The sequence below is a fragment of the Streptomyces sirii genome, from assembly GCF_045690365.1.
Classification (GTDB): domain Bacteria; phylum Actinomycetota; class Actinomycetes; order Streptomycetales; family Streptomycetaceae; genus Streptomyces; species Streptomyces sirii.
The window spans coordinates 2,387,985-2,410,876 of record NZ_CP147982.1 but is presented as its reverse complement, the minus strand read 5'-3'; the positions used below and the strand labels follow the sequence as shown (position 1 = coordinate 2,410,876).

The 22,892-nt window shown below is 71.0% G+C and carries 24 protein-coding genes; 15 read left to right on the top strand and 9 right to left on the bottom strand.

Annotated elements, in window-relative coordinates:
* Positions 1–8: 8 nt before the first annotated feature.
* The 5 genes from pgl to tkt are packed head-to-tail and all read right to left on the bottom strand — an operon-like array spanning position 9 to position 6,662.
* On the bottom strand, positions 9–815 hold the full coding sequence (pgl, locus tag WAB15_RS10990; RefSeq protein WP_407286100.1) for a 6-phosphogluconolactonase: 807 nt from the start codon (positions 813–815) through the stop codon (positions 9–11).
* Entirely contained in the window at positions 812–1,852 is a 1,041-nt protein-coding gene (opcA, locus tag WAB15_RS10985; RefSeq protein ID WP_399147694.1) for a glucose-6-phosphate dehydrogenase assembly protein OpcA, read from the bottom strand. The genes pgl and opcA overlap by 4 nt, the downstream gene beginning before the upstream one ends.
* Complete coding sequence (zwf, locus tag WAB15_RS10980; RefSeq protein WP_399147695.1) at positions 1,849–3,381, bottom strand: glucose-6-phosphate dehydrogenase; 1,533 nt, start codon at positions 3,379–3,381, stop codon at positions 1,849–1,851. Before zwf ends, opcA begins: the two co-directional genes overlap by 4 nt.
* Before the next feature lie 6 nt (positions 3,382–3,387).
* A complete protein-coding gene (gene tal / locus WAB15_RS10975) occupies positions 3,388–4,506 on the bottom strand; it encodes a transaldolase (RefSeq protein ID WP_407286099.1) in 1,119 nt (372 codons plus the stop codon).
* Positions 4,507–4,541: 35 nt separating this feature from the next.
* Positions 4,542–6,662, bottom strand: coding sequence for a transketolase (gene tkt, locus WAB15_RS10970; protein ID WP_407286098.1), 2,121 nt, complete (start codon positions 6,660–6,662; stop codon positions 4,542–4,544).
* A gap of 486 nt (positions 6,663–7,148) precedes the next feature.
* Between tkt and WAB15_RS10965 the strand changes: the two genes are divergently transcribed.
* From WAB15_RS10965 to WAB15_RS10955, 3 genes are all read left to right on the top strand, one after another.
* Complete coding sequence (locus WAB15_RS10965) at positions 7,149–8,132, top strand: heme o synthase (protein WP_399147698.1); 984 nt, start codon at positions 7,149–7,151, stop codon at positions 8,130–8,132.
* 15 nt (positions 8,133–8,147) lie between these two features.
* On the top strand, positions 8,148–8,522 hold the full coding sequence (locus tag WAB15_RS10960; RefSeq protein WP_407286097.1) for a hypothetical protein: 375 nt from the start codon (positions 8,148–8,150) through the stop codon (positions 8,520–8,522).
* Between the two features lie 129 nt (positions 8,523–8,651).
* A complete protein-coding gene (locus WAB15_RS10955; protein ID WP_407286096.1) occupies positions 8,652–9,725 on the top strand; it encodes an amidohydrolase in 1,074 nt (357 codons plus the stop codon).
* Here the strand turns inward: WAB15_RS10955 and WAB15_RS10950 are convergent.
* The 3 genes from WAB15_RS10950 to WAB15_RS10940 form a co-directional block, all read right to left on the bottom strand.
* A complete protein-coding gene (locus tag WAB15_RS10950; protein ID WP_407286095.1) occupies positions 9,689–10,690 on the bottom strand; it encodes a COX15/CtaA family protein in 1,002 nt (333 codons plus the stop codon). The two genes, WAB15_RS10955 and WAB15_RS10950, sit on opposite strands and share 37 nt — an antisense overlap.
* 174 nt (positions 10,691–10,864) lie before the next feature.
* Positions 10,865–11,653, bottom strand: a complete 789-nt coding sequence (locus tag WAB15_RS10945) for an ABC transporter permease (protein WP_399147702.1) — start codon at positions 11,651–11,653, stop codon at positions 10,865–10,867.
* On the bottom strand, positions 11,650–12,612 hold the full coding sequence (locus WAB15_RS10940) for an ABC transporter ATP-binding protein (RefSeq protein WP_399147703.1): 963 nt from the start codon (positions 12,610–12,612) through the stop codon (positions 11,650–11,652). The genes WAB15_RS10945 and WAB15_RS10940 overlap by 4 nt, the downstream gene beginning before the upstream one ends.
* Before the next feature lie 350 nt (positions 12,613–12,962).
* Between WAB15_RS10940 and WAB15_RS10935 the strand changes: the two genes are divergently transcribed.
* The 8 genes from WAB15_RS10935 to WAB15_RS10900 are packed head-to-tail and all read left to right on the top strand — an operon-like array spanning position 12,963 to position 19,637.
* Complete coding sequence (locus WAB15_RS10935) at positions 12,963–13,808, top strand: helix-turn-helix transcriptional regulator (protein ID WP_399147704.1); 846 nt, start codon at positions 12,963–12,965, stop codon at positions 13,806–13,808.
* Positions 13,805–15,226 (top strand): Fe-S cluster assembly protein SufB, encoded by a 1,422-nt coding sequence (gene sufB, locus WAB15_RS10930; protein ID WP_363154524.1) that lies wholly within the window; start codon positions 13,805–13,807, stop codon positions 15,224–15,226. Before WAB15_RS10935 ends, sufB begins: the two co-directional genes overlap by 4 nt.
* 59 nt (positions 15,227–15,285) lie before the next feature.
* Positions 15,286–16,470: a Fe-S cluster assembly protein SufD gene (gene sufD, locus WAB15_RS10925; protein WP_407286094.1), complete on the top strand. Its 1,185-nt coding sequence runs from the start codon at positions 15,286–15,288 to the stop codon at positions 16,468–16,470.
* Positions 16,467–16,784: a non-heme iron oxygenase ferredoxin subunit gene (locus WAB15_RS10920; protein WP_362916621.1), complete on the top strand. Its 318-nt coding sequence runs from the start codon at positions 16,467–16,469 to the stop codon at positions 16,782–16,784. Before sufD ends, WAB15_RS10920 begins: the two co-directional genes overlap by 4 nt.
* A 7-nt stretch (positions 16,785–16,791) precedes the next feature.
* Positions 16,792–17,556, top strand: a complete 765-nt coding sequence (gene sufC, locus WAB15_RS10915) for a Fe-S cluster assembly ATPase SufC (RefSeq protein WP_399147706.1) — start codon at positions 16,792–16,794, stop codon at positions 17,554–17,556.
* Positions 17,553–18,809: a cysteine desulfurase gene (locus WAB15_RS10910; protein ID WP_399147707.1), complete on the top strand. Its 1,257-nt coding sequence runs from the start codon at positions 17,553–17,555 to the stop codon at positions 18,807–18,809. Before sufC ends, WAB15_RS10910 begins: the two co-directional genes overlap by 4 nt.
* 37 nt (positions 18,810–18,846) lie before the next feature.
* Positions 18,847–19,305, top strand: a complete 459-nt coding sequence (gene sufU, locus WAB15_RS10905; protein WP_393491891.1) for a Fe-S cluster assembly sulfur transfer protein SufU — start codon at positions 18,847–18,849, stop codon at positions 19,303–19,305.
* Positions 19,302–19,637 (top strand): metal-sulfur cluster assembly factor, encoded by a 336-nt coding sequence (locus WAB15_RS10900; protein WP_399147708.1) that lies wholly within the window; start codon positions 19,302–19,304, stop codon positions 19,635–19,637. The genes sufU and WAB15_RS10900 overlap by 4 nt, the downstream gene beginning before the upstream one ends.
* Positions 19,638–19,685: 48 nt before the next feature.
* On the opposite strand, the gene WAB15_RS10895 is transcribed toward WAB15_RS10900, so the two are convergent.
* Positions 19,686–20,207 carry a MarR family winged helix-turn-helix transcriptional regulator gene (locus WAB15_RS10895; protein WP_399147709.1) on the bottom strand — a complete coding sequence of 174 codons (522 nt, stop codon included), beginning with the start codon at positions 20,205–20,207 and terminating at the stop codon, positions 19,686–19,688.
* Positions 20,208–20,341: 134 nt separating this feature from the next.
* Between WAB15_RS10895 and WAB15_RS10890 the strand changes: the two genes are divergently transcribed.
* From WAB15_RS10890 to dapD, 4 genes are all read left to right on the top strand, one after another.
* A complete protein-coding gene (locus tag WAB15_RS10890; RefSeq protein WP_407286093.1) occupies positions 20,342–20,797 on the top strand; it encodes an SgcJ/EcaC family oxidoreductase in 456 nt (151 codons plus the stop codon).
* 47 nt (positions 20,798–20,844) lie between these two features.
* Positions 20,845–21,165, top strand: a complete 321-nt coding sequence (locus tag WAB15_RS10885; protein ID WP_407286092.1) for a DMT family transporter — start codon at positions 20,845–20,847, stop codon at positions 21,163–21,165.
* A complete protein-coding gene (locus WAB15_RS10880; protein WP_407286091.1) occupies positions 21,165–21,704 on the top strand; it encodes a TetR/AcrR family transcriptional regulator in 540 nt (179 codons plus the stop codon). The genes WAB15_RS10885 and WAB15_RS10880 overlap by 1 nt, the downstream gene beginning before the upstream one ends.
* Before the next feature lie 128 nt (positions 21,705–21,832).
* A complete protein-coding gene (gene dapD, locus WAB15_RS10875) occupies positions 21,833–22,834 on the top strand; it encodes a 2,3,4,5-tetrahydropyridine-2,6-dicarboxylate N-succinyltransferase (protein WP_399147713.1) in 1,002 nt (333 codons plus the stop codon).
* Positions 22,835–22,892: the final 58 nt, after the last annotated feature.

Here is a 22,892-nt window from a genome sequence, read left to right as displayed (position 1 = left end):
GACGCCTCTCAGGCCGAGGCCGGCGGGTAGAGCCCGCGCGGCAGCCGGGTCGCCGCCGCCTCGTCCAGGAGCCACAGGGTCCGGTTGCGGCCCCGGGCGCCGGCCGCGGGGGCCTGCACCTCACCGGCGCCGGAGAGCGCGATGGCCACGGCGTTGGCCTTGTCCTCGCCGGCCGCCAGCAGCCAGACCTCCCGCGCCGCGCGGATCGCGGGCAGGGTGAGCGAGACACGGGTGGGCGGCGGCTTCGGCGCGCCGTGCACACCGACCACCGTCCGCTCCGTCTCCCGTACGCCCGGCAGCTCGGGGAAGAGCGAGGCGACATGGGTGTCCGGGCCGACGCCCAGCAGCAGGACGTCGAAGGTCGGCACCGGGCCGCCGCCGGCGCCGGCCGGCGGTGAGGCGGTCTCATGGGCCGCCGCGGCGGCGAGTTCGGCCGCGTACGCCTCGGCGGCGGCGTCGGCGTCGTTGCCGTACGGGCCGTCGGACGCGGGCATGGGGTGCACCCGGGCCGGGTCCAGCGGGACGCTGTCCAGCAGCACCTCGCGGGCCTGGGTGTGGTTGCGCTCGGGATCGCCGTCCGGCAGCAACCGCTCGTCCCCCCACCACAGGTGGAGCCGCGACCAGTCCACCGCGTCCCGGGCGGGCGCCTCGGCGAGGGCCGCGAGCAGCCCGTTGCCGTTGCGCCCGCCGGTCAGGACGACGGAGGCGAAGCCGCGGGTGGCCTGGGCGTCCACGACCTTCGTGATCAGCCGGGCCGCCGCGGCCTTGGCCATCAGCTCCTTGTCGCGGTGGACGACGACCTGCGGAGCACTCACTTGGCGGCCGCCTTCTTGGCGGGCTTGGCGGTCGCCTTCTTCGCCGCCGGCTTGTCCGCGGCGCCCTCGCCGGCGTCCGCGGCCGGGTCCCCGGCCGCGGGCTCGTCCGAGGCGTCACCGAGCCGGTCCACACCGAACTTCAGCGCACCGGCGTAGATGTCGTCCGGGTCGAGCCGGCGCAGCTCCTCGGCGAGCAGCTCCGAGGTCTCCCGCCGCTTGAGCGCCACCGCGCGGTCCGGCTGGTTGCGCATGGAGAGCGTGGCCAGCGAGCCGTCCGGGCGGTCCAGCACGATCGAGCCGCCGCTGGACTCCATGCGTACGGCCGTGAGGCCGGGGCCGGCCGAGACCTTGCGGGTGACCGGGACGTTCAGCCTGCCGGCCAGCCACATGGCGAGCAGCTCGCAGCTGGGGTTGAACTCCTCGCCCTCCACCTCGGCCGAGGTGACCGTGCACGGGGCCTGGTCGAGCGCCGCCGCGAGCATCGAGCGCCAAGGGGTAATCCGGGTCCAGGACAGGTCCGTGTCGCCGGGGGTGTACGTCTCCGCGCGGGCGGTCAGCTCCCGCACGGGCTGCTCGGCGGCGTAGGCGTCGGTGACCCGGCGCTGGGCCAGCGCACCGAGCGGGTCCTTGGCGGGGTCCAGCGGGGCGTTGACCGCCCACCAGACCACGACCGGGGCGTCCGGCAGCAGCAGCGGCAGCACCACGGACTGGGCGTGGTCGATCGCCTCGCCGTAGAGCCGCAGTATCACCGTCTCGCCGGTGCCGGCGTCCGTGCCGACCCGCACCTCGGCGTCCAGGCGGGCCTTGGCCCGGTCGCGCGGCGACCGGCTGACCCGCTTGATGACGACGAGGGTGCGCGAGGGGTGCTCACGGGACGCCTCGTTGGCCGCCTTGAGGGCGTCGTAGGCGTTCTCCTCGTCGGTGACGATGACGAGGGTGAGCACCATGCCGATGGCAGGGGTGCCGACCGCGCGACGGCCCTCGACCAACGCCTTGTTGATCTTGCTGGCCGTGGTTTCCGTCAGATCGATCTTCATGGCCGACGCCAGCTCCGTCCGTCTCGTGCGAGCATTTCGTCCGCCTCGATGGGGCCCCAGGTGCCCGCCGGGTACTGCGCGGGCTTGCCGTGCTTGTCCCAGTACGTCTCGATCGGGTCGAGAATGCGCCAGGACTGCTCGACCTCTTCCAGCCGCGGGAAGAGGTTGGCGTCACCCAGCAGCACATCGAGGATCAGCCGTTCGTAGGCCTCCGGGCTGGACTCCGTGAAGGACTCGCCGTACGCGAAGTCCATCGACACGTCCCGCACCTCCATCGAGGTGCCCGGGACCTTGGAGCCGAACCGCACGGTCACGCCCTCGTCCGGCTGCACCCGGATGACCAGGGCGTTCTGCCCCAGCTCCTCGGTGGCGGTGTGGTCGAAGGGGGAGTGCGGAGCACGCTGGAAGACCACCGCGATCTCGGTGACCCGGCGGCCCAGCCGCTTGCCGGTGCGCAGGTAGAACGGGACGCCCGCCCAGCGGCGGTTGTCGATGGACAGCTTGATCGCGGCGTAGGTGTCGGTCTTCGACTTGGGGTCGATGCCGTCTTCCTGGAGGTAGCCGACGGCCTTCTCGCCGCCCTGCCAGCCCGCCGCGTACTGCGCGCGCACGGTCTCCTTGCCGAGGTCCTTGGGCAGCCGGACGGCGCCCAGCACCTTGGTCTTCTCCGCGACCAGCGCATCCGCGTCGAAGGAGGCGGGCTCCTCCATCGCGGTCAGCGCGAGCAGCTGCAGGAGGTGGTTCTGGATGACGTCGCGGGCGGCACCGATGCCGTCGTAGTAGCCGGCCCGGCCGCCGATGCCGATGTCCTCGGCCATCGTGATCTGGACGTGGTCGACATAGCCGCGGTTCCACAGCGGCTCGAACATCGTGTTGGCGAACCGCAGCGCCAGGATGTTCTGGACCGTCTCCTTGCCCAGGTAGTGGTCGATCCGGAAGACCTCGTTGGGCGGGAAGACCTCGTGGACGATCCGGTTGAGCTCCTGCGCGCTCTCCAGGTCGTGGCCGAAGGGCTTCTCGATGACGGCGCGGCGCCAGGAGTCCTCCTTCTGGTCGGCCAGCCCGTGCTTCTTGAGCTGCTGGACGACCTTGGGGAAGAACTTCGGCGGCACGGACAGGTAGAAGGCGAAGTTGCCGCCGGTGCCCTGCGCCTTGTCGAGCTCCTCGATCGTCTGCTTGAGCGTCTCGAAGGCCTCGTCGTCGTCGAAGTTGCCCTGGACGAAGCGGCAGCCCTGGACCAGCTGCTGCCAGACCTCCTCGCGGAACGGCGTACGCGCGTGCTGCTTGACCGCCTCGTACACCTCCTGCGCGAAGTCCTCGTCCTCCCACTCACGGCGGGCGAACCCGATGAGCGAGAAACCCGGCGGGAGCAGTCCGCGGTTGGCCAGGTCGTAGACGGCGGGCATCAGCTTCTTACGGGACAAATCGCCCGTGACGCCGAAGATGACCAGGCCCGACGGCCCCGCGATACGCGGGAGCCGTCGGTCCGCGGCGTCACGAAGCGGGTTGGCTCCGTGTGAACCAGACAAGGGAGATCAGCCCTCCGAGGGAGCGAGGCGCTTGAGCTCCGCCTCAGTGGACTTGAGCAGGTCGTTCCAGGCCGCCTCGAACTTCTCCACGCCCTCGTCCTCCAGGAGCTGCACGACGTCGTCGTAGCTGATCCCGAGCTGCGCGAGCGCGTCGAGGTCGGCCTTGGCGGTCGCGTACGAGCCGCGCACCGTGTCGCCGGTGATCTCACCGCGGGCCGCGGTGGCCTCCAGCGTGGCCTCCGGCATGGTGTTGACCGTGCCCGGGGCGACCAGCTCGTCGACGTACAGGGTGTCCTTGTAGTCGGGGTCCTTGACGCCGGTCGAGGCCCACAGCGGACGCTGCTTGTTGGCGCCGGCCTTGTCCAGGGCGGCCCAGCGGTCCGAGGAGAAGACCTCCTCGTAGGCCTGGTAGGCCAGCCGGGCGTTGGCCAGCGCGGCCTTGCCCTTGAGGGCCTTGGCCTCCTGCGTGCCCAGCTTCTCCAGGCGCTTGTCGATCTCGCTGTCCACACGGGACACGAAGAACGACGCCACCGAGCGGATCAGGGACAGGTCCAGGCCCGCGGCCTTGGCCTTCTCCAGACCGGCCAGGTAGGCGTCCATCACCTCGCGGTAGCGCTCCAGCGAGAAGATCAGCGTGACGTTGACGCTGATGCCGAGGCCGATGACCTCGGTGATCGCCGGCAGGCCCGCCTTGGTCGCCGGGATCTTGATCAGCGTGTTCGGGCGGTCCACCAGCCACGCCAGCTGCTTGGCCTCGGCGACGGTCGCCACGGTCTTGTGCGCCAGGCGCGGGTCGACCTCGATGGAGACCCGGCCGTCCTGGCCGCCGGTGGAGTCGAAGACCGGCCGCAGGATGTCGGCGGCGTCCCGGACGTCCGCCGTCGTGATCATGCGGATGGCCTCGTCGACGGTGACCTTGCGGGCGGCGAGGTCCTTGACCTGCTGCTCGTAGCCGTCACCCGAGGAGATCGCCTTCTGGAAGATCGACGGGTTCGTCGTGACACCGACGACGTGCTGCTGGTCGATCAGCTCGGCGAGGTTGCCGGACGTGATGCGCTTGCGCGACAGGTCGTCCAGCCAGATGGCGACGCCTTCGTCGGAGAGCCGCTTGAGTGCGTCTGTCATGGGATCTTGCATCTCCTACTGGTTGAGTACGGGCGTCAGCGCGCGGCGGCTTCGAGCTCCGCGGCCGAGGCCAGGGAGTCGCGCGCGGCGGCGGCGACCGCGTCGGCGGTGAAGCCGAACTCGCGGAAGAGGACCTTGGCGTCGGCCGAGGCGCCGAAGTGCTCCAGCGACACGATGCGACCGGCGTCACCGACGAAGCGGTGCCAGGTCAGACCGATGCCGGCCTCGACGGCGACCCGGGCCCTGACGGACGGCGGCAGCACGCTGTTCCGGTAGGCCTGGTCCTGCTGGTCGAACCACTCCACCGACGGCATCGAGACCACGCGGGTGGGCACGCCCTCGGCCTGCAGCTGCTCGCGCGCCTCGACGGCGAGCTGCACCTCGGAGCCGGTGCCGATCAGCACGACCTGCGGCGCGGCGCTCTGCCCGTCGGGGCCGGCGGCCTCGAACAGGACGTAACCGCCCTTGGCGGCGTCCTCGTTGGCCGGGTACGTCGGCACGCCCTGTCGGGTCAGCGCGAGGCCGTGCGGGGCGCCCACGCCGAACTCCTTGGTGTGGCGCTTGAGGATCTCGCGCCAGGCGATGGCGGTCTCGTTGGCGTCGGCCGGTCGGACGATGTTCAGCCCCGGGATGGCGCGCAGCGAGGCCAGGTGCTCGATCGGCTGGTGCGTCGGACCGTCCTCGCCCAGACCGATGGAGTCGTGCGTCCACACGTACGTCACCGGCAGGTGCATCAGGGCCGACAGCCGGACGGCGTTGCGCATGTAGTCGGAGAACACCAGGAAGGTGCCGCCGTAGATGCGGGTGTTGCCGTGCAGCGCGATGCCGTTCATCTCCGCGGCCATGGAGTGCTCGCGGATGCCGAAGTGGATCGTGCGGCCGTAGGGGTCGGCCTCCGGCAGCGGGTTGTCCGCCGGGAGGAACGAGGAGGTCTTGTCGATCGTGGTGTTGTTCGAGCCGGCCAGGTCGGCCGAGCCGCCCCACAGCTCCGGGATCACCGCGCCGAGCGCGTGCAGCACCTTGCCGGACGCGGCGCGGGTGGCGACGGACTTGCCGGTCTCGAACGCCGGGAGGTGGTCCTCCCAGCCCTCGGGCAGCTCGCCCGCGGCGATCCGGTCGAACTCCGCGGCGCGCTCCGGGTTGGCGGTGCGCCAGGCGGCGAAGGACTTCTCCCACTCCTTCTTGGCGTCGCGGCCGCGGTCGAGGGCGGCGCGGGTGTGCGCGAGCACCTCGCCCACGACCTCGAAGTGCTGCTCGGGGTCGAAGCCCAGGACGCGCTTGGTGGCCGCGACCTCCTCCTCGCCCAGCGCCGAGCCGTGCGCGGCCTCGGTGTTCTGGGCGTTGGGGGCCGGCCAGGCGATGATCGAGCGGGCCGCGATGAACGACGGGCGCCCGGTCTCGGCCTTGGCGGCCTCAAGGGCCTTGGCCAGACCCGCGGGGTCCAGGTCGCCGTTGGGCAGCTGCTCGACGCGCTGGACGTGCCAGCCGTAGGCCTCGTAGCGCTTGAGGGTGTCCTCGGAGACCGCGGTCTCGGTGTCGCCCTCGATGGAGATGTGGTTGTCGTCCCACAGCAGTACGAGGTTGCCGAGCTTCTGGTGGCCCGCCATGGAGGATGCCTCGGCGGCGATGCCCTCCTGGAGGCAGCCGTCGCCGGCGATGGCGAAGATGGTGTGGTCGAACGGAGAGGTGCCCGGCGCCGCCTCGGGGTCGAACAGACCGCGCTCGTAGCGGGCCGCCATCGCCATGCCGACGGCGTTGGCGACACCCTGGCCCAGCGGGCCGGTGGTGGTCTCCACGCCGGTGGTGTGGCCGTACTCCGGGTGGCCGGGGGTCTTCGAGCCCCAGGTGCGGAAGGCCTTGAGGTCGTCCAGCTCCAGGCCGTAGCCGGCGAGGTAGAGCTGGATGTAGAGGGTCAGGCTGGAGTGCCCCGCGGAGAGGACGAACCGGTCGCGGCCGGTCCAGTTCGCGTCCGCCGGGTCGTGCCGCATGAGCTTCTGGAACAGCACATAGGCGGCCGGCGCCAGGCTCATGGCCGTACCCGGATGGCCGTTCCCGACCTTCTGCACGGAATCCATGGCCAGGACGCGGACGGTGTCCACCGCCCGCTGGTCCAGTTCGGTCCACTCGAAATCTGTGGTGGTCGGCTTGGTGCTCACCCTGAGTCAGGGCTCCTCTCCACATGTCGAATGCCGCGGACGGTATGCCCGCCAGGCGGTGTCGAGCCTACCCCCGCCAGTGCGTGCGCCTTTTCGACGCTCAGTCGGTGTTTTCGGCGCTCAGGCGGTGCTCAGTCGGCGCGCTCGACGCTCAATCGGTTGGGGGCGGCCCGCGGGGCTCGTTGCTTTGGGCAACCACATCAGGACCCCCGGCATTCCCGGTCCGGATCCGGCAGCCATACGACCAGAGTGCCGGGCACCCGTCGCGTTCGCCTCCCGAACATCGGGCGAACGCCCGGGAAATCCCGCCGGCGCCACCCTCCGGTCCCGGCCCCAACACGACCGACCCCCGCGAAGATCGCTGTATGGCCAACGTCTAAAGTGGCGTGGTACGCGCAAGCTTTGCCGGGTTTACACGGCCGGAAGGGCTTGCATGCCTTATCTCTTCCGCGGCGGGAGCCGCTGATGTTACTTCCAGGGGTGTGCGTGACGGCCGTCGAATCCCGTCCTGCGGGTGGGGGTGCCTCCCCTGCCGTTCAGGCCATGGAGGAGCTCTCCCAGAGCCCCGGGGGCCCAGATCACCGCTCGCCCGGTGCCCGCGTCAAGGCGTTCGTGGAGCTCACCAAGCCGCGCGTCATCGAGCTGCTGCTGATGACGACGATTCCGGTGATGTTCCTGGCGGCCGGCGGCGTCCCCGACCTGTGGCTCGTGCTGGCGACCTGCGTCGGCGGATACCTCTCCGCCGGCGGCGCGGCCGCCTTCAACATGTACATCGACCGCGACATCGACGCGCTGATGGACCGCACCTCGCAGCGACCGCTGGTCACCGGCATGGTCTCGCCGCGCGAGTGCCTGGTCTTCGCGTCCGTCCTCGCGGTCGGCTCCACCGCCTGGTTCTGGTTCCTCGTCAACCCGCTGTCGGCGATGCTGTCGCTCGGGGCGCTGCTCTTCTACGTCGTCGTCTACACGATGATCCTCAAGCGGCGCACCTCGCAGAACATCGTCTGGGGCGGCATCGCGGGCTGTATGCCGGTCTTCATCGGCTGGTCCTCGGTGACCAACTCGGTCTCCTGGGCGGCGCTGGTCCTCTTCCTCGTCATCTTCTTCTGGACGCCGCCGCACTACTGGCCGCTGTCGATGAAGGCCAAGGACGACTACGAGCGGGTCGGCGTGCCGATGCTGCCGGTCATCGCCGGCAACAAGGCCGTGGCCCGGCAGATCGTCGCCTACAGCTGGGTGATGGTCGCGGTCTCGCTGCTGCTCCAGCCGCTGGGCTACACGGGCTGGTTCTACACCGCGGTCGCGCTCGCCTGCGGCGCCTTCTGGCTCAAGGAGGCGCACGGCCTGCAGTCCCGCGCCAAGGCCGGGATCACGGGTGCCAAGCTCAAGGAGATGCGGCTGTTCCACTGGTCCATCACCTATGTCTCGCTGCTGTTCGTCGCCGTCGCCGTGGATCCCTTCCTTCGGTGATTACCGGCGGGTAGCATGCTGTTCATGGCAGACACCCAGCAGGCGGACGAGCAGCCGGCGGCGGCCACCGGCCAGGCCGGCAGGACCGACAAGCGCACGGCGAAGCTCGCCCAGCAGATCCGCGCCTTCGCCCAGTCGCACGGCGGCACCGCTGAGGGCCAGCTCGCGCACATCGGCCGCGGCCGCACCCGGATCGCCCTCGTCGGCGCCAACGGCGAGTGGGGAAACCTCGTCGCGGACAGCTTCGACTCCGCCAAGGAGGCCGCGGCCAAGGCCGGGATCACCCTCCAGGACGACTTCGACGGCGAGCTGGCCGCCAAGGTCCGCACCGGCCCGTACGAGTGGTCCCGGATGGCGGGCATCCAGGTGGGCGGCCCGGCCAACCCCTGACGGCCCCGTAGGGCGGCTCCGGGGCGCACACCACAAGCGGAGCCCGCTACCTCACCACCACCTCCTCCGTTAAGCCCACGGGCGCGGCGCTTCGACCGCCCCCGGTGGGCTTTCGGCGAGGAGGAGCGGATGGACGGCCTTCCCTTCCTGGTAGATCAGCCACCGCTCATCGACGGGTACAGCCACGGTGCGGTCCACGGCGAGCTGGGCCTCGGCTCCTTCGAGACCCATCTGGCGACCGCGGTCGGCGCGCACGGCCCGGCACCGGCCGGCACCAGCTACTTCGACAGCCTCATCGGCCTGGCGATACGCCGCTGGTGCCCCCCGCTGCTCGGCCTGGAGCCGCACTGTCCGCCGGCCCGCTATCTGGCCCGCAGACGCGAGGTGGGCGCCTACAAAGCCGGCCGGATGCTGCTGCGGGGCTCCGGCATCGGCACGTTCCTGCTGGAGGCCGGCACCCCCAGCGACCTGACCTCGGCCACCGAGATCGCCACCGCCGCCGAGGCCCGCGCCCACGAGGTGGTACGCCTGGAGCCGCTCGCCGAGCAGGTCGCCGACACCTCCGGCAGCGTCGACTCCTTCATCGGCTACACCGCCGAGGCCCTCTACGCGGCGGCCCAGCACGCCACCGCCTTCGCCTCCGGCGCCACCTACTGCGACGGCACCGCTCCCGAGGCCGGTGAGGTACGCCGCGCCGCGGACCGCTGGCTGCGCGCCCGCCGACCCGGTGACCGGCTCGCCGAGCCCGCGCTCGTACGCCATCTGCTGTGGAGCGCGGTGGCCACCGGCCTGCCCGTACAGCTCCACGGCCCCGACCCGCGCCCCCTGGCGGCCTTCCTGCGGGCCACCGCCGGCATCGGCTCGGATCTCGTCCTGCTCCCCGCGGCCCCGCACCACCGCCGGGCGGCGCAGCTCGCCGCCGCCCACGCCCATGTCTACGCCGACGCCGGCCCCCGGCCCGAGGAGACCCTCGCCCAGGCGCCGTTCGGCAAGCTGTTGTTCTCCTCGGGGGCCCGCGGGCTGCCGGAGCTCTATGTGACCGGCGCCCGGTTCTTCGTCCGGGCCATGGAGCGCCTGGTGCGGGAGTGGACCACCGAGGGGCTGTGCGGCCCCGAGGACGGGCGGCGCATCACGGAGATGGTCGCGTCGGGGACCGCGCGCCGGGTCTACCGGCTGGGCGCGGAGGCCACCGCGGCCTGCTGAGGCTCCGCTGCCTCGGGCTCCGCGGCCTCGTCGGCCGCCTGCGGTACGGGACCGCGGTCGCGCAGTGCGAGCAGCACCCGCAGGACGCAGATCCACACCAGTGTCGAGCCGAACATGTGCAGGCCGACGACGAGCTCCGGCAGGCCGAGGAAGTACTGGACGTACCCGAAGACGCCCTGCAGGGCCAGGCAGCCGAGCAGCTCCAGGACCCTGCGGCGCGGGGCGGCCGGGGCCTTGACGGCGCGCAGCGTGAACCACGTCGCGACGCTCAGCCCCACCACGATGTAGACGAAGTCCACATGCAGCTGGGTGATCTCCTGCCAGTCCAGCGGGATGCGGTGGACTTTGTGCGCATCGCCGGCGTGCGGGCCCGCGCCGGTGACGGCCGTGCCGATGACGGTGAGCGCGGCGGTCGCCGCCACCAGCAGCCAGGCCAGCTGTCGCACCGGGCGGGCGGTCAGGTCGCGCGGCTCCTCGTCGCCCTCCTTGGCACGCTGCCAGGTCAGCACGCAGACCGTGAGCAGGGCGGTGGTGAGGAGGAAGTGCGCGGCGACGAGGTAGGGGTTCAGGCCGGTCAGCACCACGATGCCGCCCCAGACCGCGTTGCCCATGACGATCCAGAACTGCCCCCAGCCGAGCCGGGTGAGCGAGCGGCGGTGCGGCGCGCGGGCCCGTGCGGCCACGATGAACAGCCCGATGAAGGCGCACAGCACGTACGTCAGCATCCGGTTGCCGAACTCGATGAGGCCGTTGATGCCCATCGCGGCGGTCGGGGTCAGGCTCTCCGGCGTGCACTTGGGCCAGGTCGAGCAGCCCAGACCGGACTGGGTGAGCCGGACCGCGCCGCCCGTGACGACGATGATCACGGCCATCACGACGGTCGCCAGCGCGGCCCGTCGTACGAAGGCCGCGGACGGCTGCCAGCGACGGGCGATCAGCTCAAGAGGATTCAGCGTGTTCGGCACGGAAGACATCGTAGGCGGCGGCTTGTGCAAGTTTTCACGAGGGGGTCGGGGGAGTCGGCTCCCCGGGGGAAGATGCAGTACGAGGGGGTCCGGGGGGAGTCGGCTGACCGGGGGAAGCGCGGTACGAGGGGGTCCGGGGCGTGGAAAGGTGTCCCGCCCCGGCACCCCTCGTCGCTACTCCCAGCGGAAGAACCGTGCCGCCGCGCCCAGCCCGAGCACCGCCCACGCGGCGAGGATCCCGAGGTCGGCCCAGGGCACTCCGGCGCCGTGCTGGAGCACCTCGCGCAGCCCGTCCGACAGCGCGGAGATCGGCAGCAGCCCGAGCACCGACTGGGCGGCGTCGGGGAACTTCTCCAGCGGGACGATCACCCCGCCGCCGACGAGCAGCAGGAGGAAGACGAGGTTGGCGGCGGCGAGGGTCGCCTCGGCCTTCAGCGTTCCGGCCATCAGCAGGCCGAGGCCGGAGAACGCCGCCGTACCGAGCACCAGGAGCAGCACGACCGCGAGCGGGTTGCCCTGGGGGGACCAGCCCAGCGCGAAGGCGATGACGGTCAGCAGGACGATCTGCAGGACCTCGGTGACCAGCACCGAGCAGGTCTTGGCGGCCATCAGCCCCCAGCGGGGGAGCGGGGAGGCGGCCAGCCGCTTGAGGACGCCGTAGCGGCGCTCGAAGCCGGTGGCGATGGCCTGCCCGGTGAACGCGGTGGACAGCACCGCGAGGGCGAGGACGCCCGGCGCGAGGAAGTCCACCGCCTTCCCGGCCCCCGTGTCGACGATGTCGACGGCGGAGAACAGCACCAGCAGCAGTGTCGGGATGACCACGGTCAGCAGCAGCTGCTCGCCGTTGCGCAGCAGCATCCTGGTCTCCAGGGCGGCCTGCGCGCGGATCATCCGGGGCAGCGGCGCCGCCCCGGGCCGCGGGGTGAACGTGCCGGTTGCGGTACCGGCCTCGGTGGCGGTCATGCGCGCAGCTCCTTACCGGTGAGCTCCAGGAAGACGTCCTCCAGGGTGTGCCGCTCGACGGCTATCGCGTCCGGCAGCACCCCGTTCTGCGCGCACCACGAGGCGACCGTGGCCAGCAGCTGCGGGTCGACCTTGCCGTGCACGCGGTACGAACCGGAGGTCGGCTCGGTGGCGACGCTGTCCGCGGGCAGGGCCTTGAGCAGCGAGGCGAGGTCCAGCCCCGGCCGCCCGGTGAAGCGCAGGCTGTTCTCCGCGCCGCCGCGGCACAGCTCCTCCGGGCTGCCCTGGGCGATCACCCGGCCGCCGTCGATGATCGCGACATCGTCGGCGAGCTGCTCGGCCTCGTCCATGAAGTGCGTGGTCAGCACGGTGCTCACGCCGTCGGCGCGCAGCTCCCGTACGAGGTCCCAGGTCGCGCGGCGGGCCTGCGGGTCGAGGCCGGCCGTCGGCTCGTCGAGGAAGACCAGCTCGGGGCGGCCGACCACGGCCATCGCCAGCGCCAGGCGCTGCTGCTGGCCGCCGGACAGCCGCCGGTAGGGCGTCCGGCCGCAGGAGCCCAGGCCGAGGCGCTCGATGAGGGTGCCGACGTCGAGGGGGTGGGCGTGCAGGGTGGCGGTGTGCCGCAGCATCTCCTCGGCGCGGGCGCCCGCGTAGACGCCGCCGGACTGCAGCATCACGCCGATCCGCGGCCGCAGTGCCGCGGCGTCGGCCACCGGGTCCAGGCCCAGGACGCGGACCCGGCCGGCGTCCGGGCGGCGGTAGCCCTCGCAGGTCTCGACGGTGGTGGTCTTGCCGGCGCCGTTGGGGCCGAGGACGGCGGTGACCTCGCCGCGGGCGACGGTCAGGTCGAGCCCGTCCACGGCGGTCTTGGTCCCGTATCGCTTGACCAGGCCGACGATCTCGACGGCAGGCTCTCGGCCGGGGGTCCGGGGGGCGCCCCCCGGGGAGCTGCTGCGCATGCCGGGAAGTCTACGAAGACGGACCGGGTGGTCATCAACGGGGGTTTGGCGTCCAGGGGGCGCGGGGCCGGGCGCCATGTGGGGCGCCCGGGGCCTGACGGGCGCAGGGGGCCGACGGGACCCGGCGGGGCCGGGGGTGGTCAATCCGGCGGAGTGCGGCGCCATGATTTTCGGCCGCCGTGTTCGCCATGATCGCGCTCGCCCTCACCGGGGCGCGCCACCGCAGGTCGGAGCCCCTTTCGAGGCCCTCGGAGGGGGCTTGAATTAGGTAAGCCTAAGTGATAGAGGCCACGAGTCCACGGTGTGGACGAGGCTTGAACCGGTTTGACGAATTACGCAACAATGGCGTTGTGAAATACGCGAGCGAGGATCAGCGGGAGCCCGTGGTCGACCAGACCGCCGGGCCCGCCGCCTCCGCGCACGGGCGCACCGAGCAGGCGAGAGCGACCGCCCCGGCGCCGCACGACGAACAGCAGGGCACCCGCAACAGGGTCGCCCGCTCCATCCTCGACCACGGTCCGTCCACCGCGGCCGAGCTCGCGCTCCGCTTGGAGCTGACCCAGGCCGCGGTCCGCCGCCATCTGGACGCGCTGGTCGCCGAGGGCGTCGTCGAGCCCCGCGAGAAGCGGGTCTACGGCACGCGCGGCCGCGGCCGCCCGGCCAAGGCCTTCGCCCTCACCGACTGTGGGCGTGACGCCTTCGACCAGGCCTACGACCAGCTCGCCTCCGACGCGCTGCGCTGGATCGCGCAGAGCGCGGGCGGCGGCGAGAAGGGCGAGGCGGCGGTCGCCGCGTTCGCCCGCGCGCGGTTCGCCGCGCAGGCCGAGGGCTACCGCGAGGCGGTCGAGAGCGCCGAGCCGGAGGCCCGTACCGAGGCCCTTGCGAAGGCGTTGACCGCCGACGGGTACGCTGCTACGGCGCGCAGCGCCCCCAATCCCCAGCTCGGTGAACAGCTCTGCCAGCACCACTGCCCGGTCGCCCATGTCGCCGAGCGGTACCCGCAGCTGTGCGAGGCGGAGACCGAGGTCTTCTCCCGTCTGCTCGGGACCCACGTACAGCGTCTTGCCACCATCGCCCACGGTGACGGGGTGTGCACGACCTTCGTCCCGAAGGCCGGTGCCGGCAAGCCCGCTCACAGCACCACCACGAAGACCACCACAGCATCTGCAAGCACGGCCGGGAGGAACCCCGCATGACGCTCCCCACGGAGACTGCTCACCCTGAGCTCGAGGGCCTGGGCAAGTACGAATACGGCTGGGCCGACTCCGACGTGGCCGGCGCCTCCGCCAAGCGCGGTCTCTCCGAGGCCGTCGTCCGCGACATCTCGGCGAAGAAGAACGAGCCGGAGTGGATGCTCAAGCTCCGCCTCAAGGGTCTGCGCCTGTTCGACAAGAAGCCCATGCCGAACTGGGGCTCGGACCTGTCGGGCATCGACTTCGACAACATCAAGTACTTCGTCCGCTCCACCGAGCAGCAGGCCGCCTCCTGGGAGGACCTGCCCGAGGACATCAAGAACACCTACGACAAGCTCGGCATCCCCGAGGCGGAGAAGCAGCGCCTGGTCGCCGGTGTCGCCGCGCAGTACGAGTCCGAGGTCGTCTACCACCAGATCCGCGAGGACCTGGAGGAGCAGGGCGTCATCTTCCTGGACACCGACACCGCGCTGAAGGAGCACCCGGAGCTCTTCCAGGAGTACTTCGGCACGGTCATCCCGGTCGGCGACAACAAGTTCGCGTCGCTGAACACCGCGGTGTGGTCCGGCGGCTCGTTCATCTACGTCCCCAAGGGTGTCCACGTCGACATCCCGCTGCAGGCCTACTTCCGGATCAACACCGAGAACATGGGCCAGTTCGAGCGGACGCTGATCATCGTCGACGAGGACGCCTACGTCCACTACGTCGAGGGCTGCACGGCGCCGATCTACAAGTCGGACTCGCTGCACTCCGCGGTCGTCGAGATCATCGTCAAGAAGGGCGGCCGCTGCCGCTACACGACCATCCAGAACTGGTCGAACAACGTCTACAACCTGGTCACCAAGCGCGCCGTCGCCTACGAGGGCGCGACCATGGAGTGGGTCGACGGCAACCTCGGCTCCAAGGTGACGATGAAGTACCCGGCGGTCTACCTGATGGGCGAGCACGCCAAGGGCGAGACCCTGTCCATCGCCTTCGCGGGCGAGGGCCAGCACCAGGACGCCGGCTCCAAGATGGTCCACATGGCGCCGAACACCTCCTCCAACATCGTCTCCAAGTCGGTGGCGCGAGGCGGCGGCCGCACCTCCTACCGGGGTCTGGTCGAGATCGGCGAGGGCGCCGCGGGCTCCAAGTCCAACGTGCTGTGTGACGCCCTGCTGGTGGACACCATCTCCCGCTCGGACACCTACCCCTACGTCGACGTCCGCGAGGACGACGTCTCCATGGGCCACGAGGCGACCGTCTCCAAGGTCAGCGAGGATCAGCTCTTCTACCTGATGGCCCGCGGCCTGACGGAGTTCGAGGCCATGGCGATGATCGTGCGCGGCTTCGTCGAGCCGATCGCCCGTGAGCTGCCGATGGAGTACGCGCTGGAGCTCAACCGGCTGATCGAGCTGCAGATGGAAGGCGCGGTCGGCTGACGCCCGGCCTCCAGCAGCGACTGACTCCCTGAACGCAGAAAGCGAGCACTACGACAGCCATGGCTGAGGCTCAGAACATCCCGGCGGGTTCCACGACCACCGGCTCCATCGCGGTGGCCGCGGAGTCCACCGTCGCCACCCGGATGAGCGCCCCGCCGTCCTACGACGTGGCGGACTTCCCGGTGCCGCACGGCCGCGAGGAGGAGTGGCGCTTCACGCCCCTCGCGCGCCTCAAGGGCCTGCACGACGGCAGCGCGACGGCCGGCGGCCCCGACCTGAAGATCGACATCACCGCGCCCGAGGGCGTCACCCACGAGCTGGTCGACCGCGCCGACCCGCGGGTCGGCAAGGCCGGCAAGCCCGTCGACCGGGTCGCGGCGCAGGCGTACAGCTCCTTCGAGAAGGCCTCGGTCGTCACGGTCCCCAAGGAGACCGTGCTCACCGAGCCGATCCGCATCGCCGTTCACGGCGAGGGCGGCACGGCCTTCGGCCACCAGGTCATCGAGCTGGGCGCGTTCGCCGAGGCCGTCGTCGTCATCGACCACACCGGTGACGCGGTGCTCGCCGCCAACGTCGACTACCTCCTGGGCGACGGCGCCAAGCTGACCGTCGTCTCCGTCCAGGACTGGGACGAGCAGGCCGTCCACACCGGCCAGCACAACGCCCTGATCGGCCGGGACGCCACCTTCAAGTCCGTGGTCGTCACCTTCGGCGGCGACCTCGTCCGCATCCACCCGCGCATCACCTACGCGGGCCCCGGCGGCGAGGCCGAGCTCTACGGCCTGTACTTCACCGAAGAGGGCCAGCACCACGAGCACCGCCTCTTCGTCGACCACGAGGCGACCAACTGCCGCTCCCACGTGACCTACAAGGGCGCGCTGCAGGGCCAGGACGCGCACGCCGTCTGGATCGGCGACGTCCTGATCCAGGCGTCCGCCACCGGCACGGACACCTACGAGCTCAACCGCAACCTCGTCCTCACCGACGGCGCGCGGGTCGACTCGGTGCCGAACCTGGAGATCGAGACCGGCGAGATCGTCGGCGCCGGCCACGCCTCGGCCACCGGCCGCTTCGACGACGAGCAGCTCTTCTACCTGATGGCCCGCGGCATCCCGGCCGACGAGGCGCGCCGCCTCGTCGTGCGCGGCTTCTTCGCCGAGCTGGTCCAGCAGATCGGCCTCCCGGACGTCGAGGAGCGCCTGATGAGCAAGATCGAGGCCGAGCTGGAAGCGTCCTCGGTATGAGCTACGTACGCGCAGCGGCGCTCAGCGAGCTGGAGGAGGACACCCCCAAGCGGGTGGAGCTCGACGGCGTCCCCGTCTCTCTCGTCCGCACCGAGGGCGAGGTGTTCGCGATCAACGACATCTGCTCGCACGCCAACGTCTCCCTCTCCGAAGGCGAGGTCGAGGACTGCTCGATCGAATGCTGGCTGCACGGTTCGAGCTTCGACCTGCGCACCGGCAAGCCGAACGGCCTTCCCGCGACGCGCCCCGTCCCCGTTTACCCCGTAAAGATCGAAGGGGACGACGTGCTCGTCTCCGTCACCCAGGAGTCCTGAGTCACCCATGGCAACGCTTGAGATCCACGACCTGCACGTCTCCGTCGAGGCCGAGAACGGCCCGCGCGAGATCCTGAAGGGCGTCGACCTGACCGTGAAGCAGGGCGAGACGCACGCCATCATGGGCCCCAACGGCTCCGGCAAGTCGACCCTCGCCTACTCCCTCGCGGGTCACCCCAAGTACACGATCACCGGCGGCACCGTCACCCTCGACGGCGAGGACGTCCTGGAGATGTCCGTCGACGAGCGCGCCCGGGCCGGCGTCTTCCTCGCCATGCAGTACCCGGTCGAGGTTCCCGGTGTCTCGGTCTCCAACTTCCTGCGCACCTCCGCCACCGCGATCCGCGGCGAGGCCCCCAAGCTGCGGCTGTGGGTCAAGGAGGTCAAGGAGGCCATGGAGCGCCTGAGCATGGATCCCGCGTTCGCCGAGCGCAACGTCAACGAGGGCTTCTCCGGTGGTGAGAAGAAGCGGCACGAGATCCTCCAGCTGGAGCTGCTCAAGCCGGCCATCGCGATCCTCGACGAGACCGACTCGGGTCTGGACGTCGACGCGCTGCGGATCGTCTCCGAGGGCGTCAACCGCGTCCGCGAGACGGGCGAGGTGGGCACCCTGCTCATCACCCACTACACGCGGATTCTCCGCTACATCAAGCCCGACCGCGTCCACGTCTTCGCCAACGGCCGGATCGCCGAGTCCGGCGGCCCGGAGCTGGCGGACAAGCTGGAGGCCGAGGGCTACGAGGCGTATGTGAAGGGTGGCGCAACCGCGTGACACAGCTGCCGGGCCTCCTCGACACAGAGGCGATCCGTAAGGACTTCCCCATCCTGGACCGTCAGGTCCACGACGGGAAGAAGATCGTTTACCTGGACAACGCGGCGACCTCCCAGAAGCCGCGCCAGGTCCTCGACGCGCTCAACGCCTACTACGAGCGCCACAACGCCAACGTCCACCGCGGCGTGCATGTGCTCGCCGAGGAGGCCACGGCGCTGTACGAAGGCGCCCGCGACAAGGTGGCGGCCTTCATCAACGCGCCGAGCCGCAACGAGGTGATCTTCACCAAGAACGCCTCGGAGTCGCTCAACCTCGTCGCGAACATGCTCGGCTGGGCCGAAGAGCCCTACCGGGTGGACCGCGAGACCGAGATCGTCATCACGGAGATGGAGCACCACTCCAACATCGTCCCGTGGCAGCTGCTCGCGCAGCGCACCGGCGCGAAGCTGAAGTGGTTCGGCATCACCGACGACGGCCGCCTGGACCTGTCCAACATCGAAGAGATCATCACGGAGCAGACGAAGATCGTCTCCTTCACGCTGGTCTCCAACATCATGGGCACCATCAACCCGGTCGAGACGATCGTCCGCCGGGCCCAGGAGGTCGGCGCGCTGGTCTGCATCGACGCCTCGCAGGCCGCCCCGCACATGGTGCTGGACGTGCAGGCGCTGCAGGCCGACTTCGTGGCCTTCACCGGCCACAAGATGTGCGGTCCGACCGGTATCGGCGTCCTGTGGGGCCGCCAGGAGCTGCTGGAGGACCTCCCGCCGTTCCTCGGTGGCGGCGAGATGATCGAGACGGTGTCCATGCACTCCTCGACCTACGCGCCCGCGCCGCACAAGTTCGAGGCCGGTACGCCCCCGATCGCCCAGGCCGTCGGCATCGGCGCGGCCGTGGACTACCTCACCTCGATCGGTATGGACAAGATCGCCGCGCATGAGCACGCGATCACCGAGTACGCCGTCAAGCGGCTGCTGGAGGTCCCCGACCTGCGCATCATCGGCCCGAGCACGGCCGAGGAGCGCGGCGCGACGATCTCCTTCACCCTTGGCGACATCCATCCGCACGATGTCGGCCAGGTGCTGGACGAGCAGGGCATCGCGGTCCGGGTGGGGCACCACTGCGCCCGTCCGGTCTGCCTGCGCTTCGGAATTCCTGCGACCACGCGAGCGTCGTTCTATCTGTACTCCACGCCGGCCGAGGTCGACGCCCTGGTCGAGGGCCTGGAGCACGTCCGCAACTTTTTCGGTTAACCAAGGCACAGCGGATGAGGACGGGACTGACTGAGCCGTGAAGCTGGATTCCATGTACCAGGACGTCATCCTGGACCACTACAAGCACCCCCATGGGCGCGGTCTTCGGGACGGCGACGCCGAGGTGCACCACGTCAACCCCACGTGCGGCGACGAGATCACGCTGCGCGTGCGGCTCGACGGCGCGAAGATCGAGGATGTGTCCTACGAAGGCCAGGGCTGCTCCATCAGCCAGGCCAGCGCGTCGGTGCTCAACGACCTCCTGGTCGGCAAGGAGCTGGGCGAGGCACAGCGGATCCAGGAGACGTTCCTGGAGCTGATGCAGTCCAAGGGGCAGGTCGAGCCGGACGACGCGATGGAGGAGGTGCTGGAGGACGCGGTGGCGTTCGCCGGCGTCTCGAAGTACCCGGCACGCGTGAAGTGCGCGCTGCTGAGCTGGATGGCCTGGAAGGACGCCACGGCCAAGGCCCTCTCCGAGGAGGCGAAGACCGCATGACCGAGAGCCCGACCACCACCAAGCCGGCCTCCGAGGAGGAGGTCCGTGAGGCCCTCTACGACGTCGTCGACCCGGAGCTGGGCATCGATGTCGTCAACCTCGGCCTGATCTACGGCATCCACGTCGACGACGCCAACATCGCCACCATCGACATGACGCTGACCTCCGCGGCCTGCCCGCTGACCGACGTCATCGAGGACCAGGCGAAGTCCGCCACGGACGGCATCGTCAACGAGCTGAAGATCAACTGGGTCTGGATGCCCCCGTGGGGCCCGGACAAGATCACCGACGACGGTCGCGAGCAGCTCCGCGCGCTCGGCTTCAACGTCTGATCTCGCGCGCGTACAAGGCCCCGGCTCGATGCCGGGGCCTTGTCGCGTTCAGCGGCGCCTCCGCCTCCCTTGCGCTGTGGCGGGGCCGGCTCCGGCGCCGGGCGCCGGCAGCCCCTTGGTCTCGGCCGTGGCGTCCCGCAGCGCCGGCGCCGCCGCCGCGAAGTAGCGGAAGAGCACCCGCAGCTCGTCCTCGCTGAAGGCCCCGAACACCTCGGCCATCCGCCGGCGCGCGGGCCCGAAGGCCGCCTCGTCCTCCTCCGGCGGGAGCGGCAGCGGCTCGACCAGGACCCGCCGCCGGTCCTCGGGGTCGGTGGTCCGCCGCGCCCGCCCGGCGCGCACCAGCCGGTCGACGAGCCGGGTGGTGGCGCTCTGCGAGAGCCCGATCCGTTCGGCCAGGGCGCCGGTGGTGAGCGGCCCGGCGAGGTCGAGCGCGTGCAGCGCGTACAGATCGGTGGGGTGCTGGCCGAGCGCGTCGGCGGCCGCCTGGCCGTGCAGCACGGTGGCGGTGACATAGCCGCGGTAGCTGTCGGCGTGCTGCCGCAGCAGGGTGTCGCGCTGCTCGTCGGACATCTCGCTCACCTTCCGGGGTGGCACCCCTGATGACTGTTTCGGGGGCCGCCCCCTTGCCATATATTTGCACACCTGCATATATTGCATGCGTGCATGCAAATGATTCGGGAAGTCGATACCCGTCAGGGGGAGCCATGGATGCAGCGGTCCACGAGCGTGAGGCGGCGGCCGTGCGGGAGCGCTTCGAGGCGCACCGCCTCGCCTGGGGCGACGCCGACGGCTACGGCCGTTCGTTCGCCGAGGGCGCGGACTACCTCACCTACTACGGCGGCAGGCTGGCCGGCCGTGAGGGCATCGTCGAGGGGCACCGCGGCCTCTTCGCGGGCGTGCTGAAGGGCTCCCGCCTCTGGGCGGAGATCACCGACCTGGAGTTCCTCGCGCCGGACGTCGCCCTCCTGCACGCCCGGGGCGCGGTCCTCAAGGGGAAGCGGACCCGCCCCGGCCGCCGCGCGCTCTCTGTCCAGACGTACGTCATGACCCGGGAGCCGGCGGGTGGCTGGCTGATCCGCGCCTTCCAGAACACCCGCTACCGGCCCCGCGTCGAGGCGCTGGCAGGCGCCCTGGCCCGGCTGGCGCCCAAGGCCGGCTGAGTCCGCGATATGTACGCACGTACGCAACGTTGTGTACGCTCGTACGCATGGCCTATGTGACGCTCGCCTGCGCGATCGTGTCCGAGATCCTGGCGACCACCTCGATGAAGTACAGCGACGGCTTCAGCAGGCTGTGGCCGTCGCTGGCGACCGCGCTCGGCTATCTGCTGGCGTTCGCCCTGCTCGCCCAGACGCTGAAGTCGATGAGCGTCGGGACCGCGTACGCCATCTGGTCCGGCGCCGGGACGGCGGTGATCGCGGCGATCGGGATGGTGTTCCTGGGGGAGAGCACCAGCGCGCTCAAGATCTTCGGGGTGCTCCTGGTCATCACCGGGGTCGTGGTGCTCAATCTCGACGGGGCGCACTGATGCCCCGGCGCTACGACCCGGGCCGCCGGCAGCGGATCATCGAGGCGGCGATCGCGGTGGTCGGTGAGCGGGGTATCGCCGGGCTCAGCCACCGCGCGGTGGCCGCCGCGGCGGACGTCCCGCTCGGCTCGACGACGTACCACTTCGCGACCCTCGATGACCTGCTGATCGCCGCGCTGCGGCAGGTCAACGGCGAGTGGCTGGCCGACTACGCGCGCTGGGTCGACGGGATCGACCTGACGGCGCCGCTCGCCGACGAGGTGACCGCGCTGGTCGGGCGCACCCTGGCGGGGGACCGCTCGCGGGTGGAGCTGGAGTACGAGCTGTATCTGGCGGCGCTGCGGCATCCGGCGGTACGGCCGATCGCGGCCGAGTGCCTGGACGAGATGGTGGCCCTGCTCGGACGGCGGATCGAGGATGTGCACACCGCGCGGGCCGTGGTGGCGTTCACCGACGGACTGCTGCTGCAGCAGCTGCTGACCGGCCGGCCCTTCGAACCCGCCGCGGTACGGGCCGGATTGGCCGGGGTGCTGGGCTGAGGCGGCCCCCGGGGGCGTGGCGAACCGGCTTGTGCGGCCCTACGAACGCCGTTGTGCGACCGTACGGCGCGGGCCCGATCGCTGAGACCGGTTCGCCACCGCGGGCGCCCTCCGGTTAGGTTTCGAACATGACCGATGCTGCTTCCTCCCGTACCACCGGCGCCGTCGCCGCCGGGCTCGCCACCGTCGCCTCCGACGGCACCGTCCTCGACACCTGGTTCCCGGCGCCCGAGCTGGTCGCCGTGACCGCCGAGGGCCCCGGCCCGGCCGGCACCGAGCGCCTCGACGACGAGCGCGCCACCGAACTGCTGGGGGCCGCCGCCCTCAAGGCGATCGGTCCCGACCCGGTCCGCGACGTCGAGGTCGTCGCCGTCCGTACGGTCATCGCCTCCCTCGACGACAAGCCGCTGGACGCGCACGACGCCTACCTGCGCCTGCACCTGCTCAGCCACCGGCTGGTCAAGCCGCACGGGCAGAACCTGGAGGGCATCTTCGGCCTGCTGGCGAACGCCGCCTGGACCTCGCTGGGTCCGGTGGCCGTCGACCAGCTGGAGAAGGTGCGCCTCAACGCCCGCGCCGACGGCCAGCATCTGCAGGTCACCAGCGTCGACAAGTTCCCGCGGATGACCGACTACGTCGCGCCCGCCGGGGTGCGGATCGCGGACGCCGACCGGGTGCGCCTGGGCGCGCACCTCGCGGCCGGCACCACCGTCATGCACGAGGGCTTCGTCAACTTCAACGCCGGGACCCTGGGCACCTCCATGATCGAGGGCCGGATCAGCGCGGGCGTGGTCATCGGTGACGGCACGGACATCGGCGGCGGCGCCTCCACCATGGGCACCCTGTCCGGCGGCGGCAAGCAGATCATCTCGATCGGCGAGCGCTGCCTGCTCGGCGCCGAGTCGGGCATCGGCATCGCGCTGGGCGACGAGTGCGTCGTCGAGGCCGGTCTGTACGTGACCGCGGGCACCCGCGTCACCATGCCCGACGGCCAGATCGTCAAGGCCCTGGAGCTCTCCGGCGGCGACAACATCCTCTTCCGCCGCAACTCCACCACCGGCGCGGTCGAGGCCCGGCCGAACAAGGCGGTCTGGGGCGGACTCAACGAGATCCTGCACAGCCACAACTGACGGCTGCGCGACGGCGGCACCGGGCGGCCCGGCGGAGGAACCTCCGCCGGGCCGCCGC

Bases quoted from the DNA above. Each gene is read 5' to 3' on its own strand.
- opcA (WP_399147694.1), bottom strand. From the start codon at position 1,852: ATGAAGATCGATCTGACGGAAACCACGGCCAGCAAGATCAACAAGGCG.
- tal (WP_407286099.1), bottom strand. From the start codon at position 4,506: ATGACAGACGCACTCAAGCGGCTCTCCGACGAAGGCGTCGCCATCTGG.
- WAB15_RS10960 (WP_407286097.1), top strand. From the start codon at position 8,148: ATGCTGTTCATGGCAGACACCCAGCAGGCGGACGAGCAGCCGGCGGCG.
- WAB15_RS10890 (WP_407286093.1), top strand. From the start codon at position 20,342: ATGGATGCAGCGGTCCACGAGCGTGAGGCGGCGGCCGTGCGGGAGCGC.
- sufB (WP_363154524.1), top strand. From the start codon at position 13,805: ATGACGCTCCCCACGGAGACTGCTCACCCTGAGCTCGAGGGCCTGGGC.
- WAB15_RS10920 (WP_362916621.1), top strand. From the start codon at position 16,467: ATGAGCTACGTACGCGCAGCGGCGCTCAGCGAGCTGGAGGAGGACACC.
- WAB15_RS10900 (WP_399147708.1), top strand. From the start codon at position 19,302: ATGACCGAGAGCCCGACCACCACCAAGCCGGCCTCCGAGGAGGAGGTC.
- WAB15_RS10880 (WP_407286091.1), top strand. From the start codon at position 21,165: ATGCCCCGGCGCTACGACCCGGGCCGCCGGCAGCGGATCATCGAGGCG.
- sufD (WP_407286094.1), top strand. From the start codon at position 15,286: ATGGCTGAGGCTCAGAACATCCCGGCGGGTTCCACGACCACCGGCTCC.
- WAB15_RS10895 (WP_399147709.1), bottom strand. From the start codon at position 20,207: ATGTCCGACGAGCAGCGCGACACCCTGCTGCGGCAGCACGCCGACAGC.
- sufC (WP_399147706.1), top strand. From the start codon at position 16,792: ATGGCAACGCTTGAGATCCACGACCTGCACGTCTCCGTCGAGGCCGAG.
- WAB15_RS10885 (WP_407286092.1), top strand. From the start codon at position 20,845: ATGGCCTATGTGACGCTCGCCTGCGCGATCGTGTCCGAGATCCTGGCG.
- dapD (WP_399147713.1), top strand. From the start codon at position 21,833: ATGACCGATGCTGCTTCCTCCCGTACCACCGGCGCCGTCGCCGCCGGG.
- WAB15_RS10955 (WP_407286096.1), top strand. From the start codon at position 8,652: ATGGACGGCCTTCCCTTCCTGGTAGATCAGCCACCGCTCATCGACGGG.
- WAB15_RS10945 (WP_399147702.1), bottom strand. From the start codon at position 11,653: ATGACCGCCACCGAGGCCGGTACCGCAACCGGCACGTTCACCCCGCGG.
- WAB15_RS10940 (WP_399147703.1), bottom strand. From the start codon at position 12,612: ATGCGCAGCAGCTCCCCGGGGGGCGCCCCCCGGACCCCCGGCCGAGAG.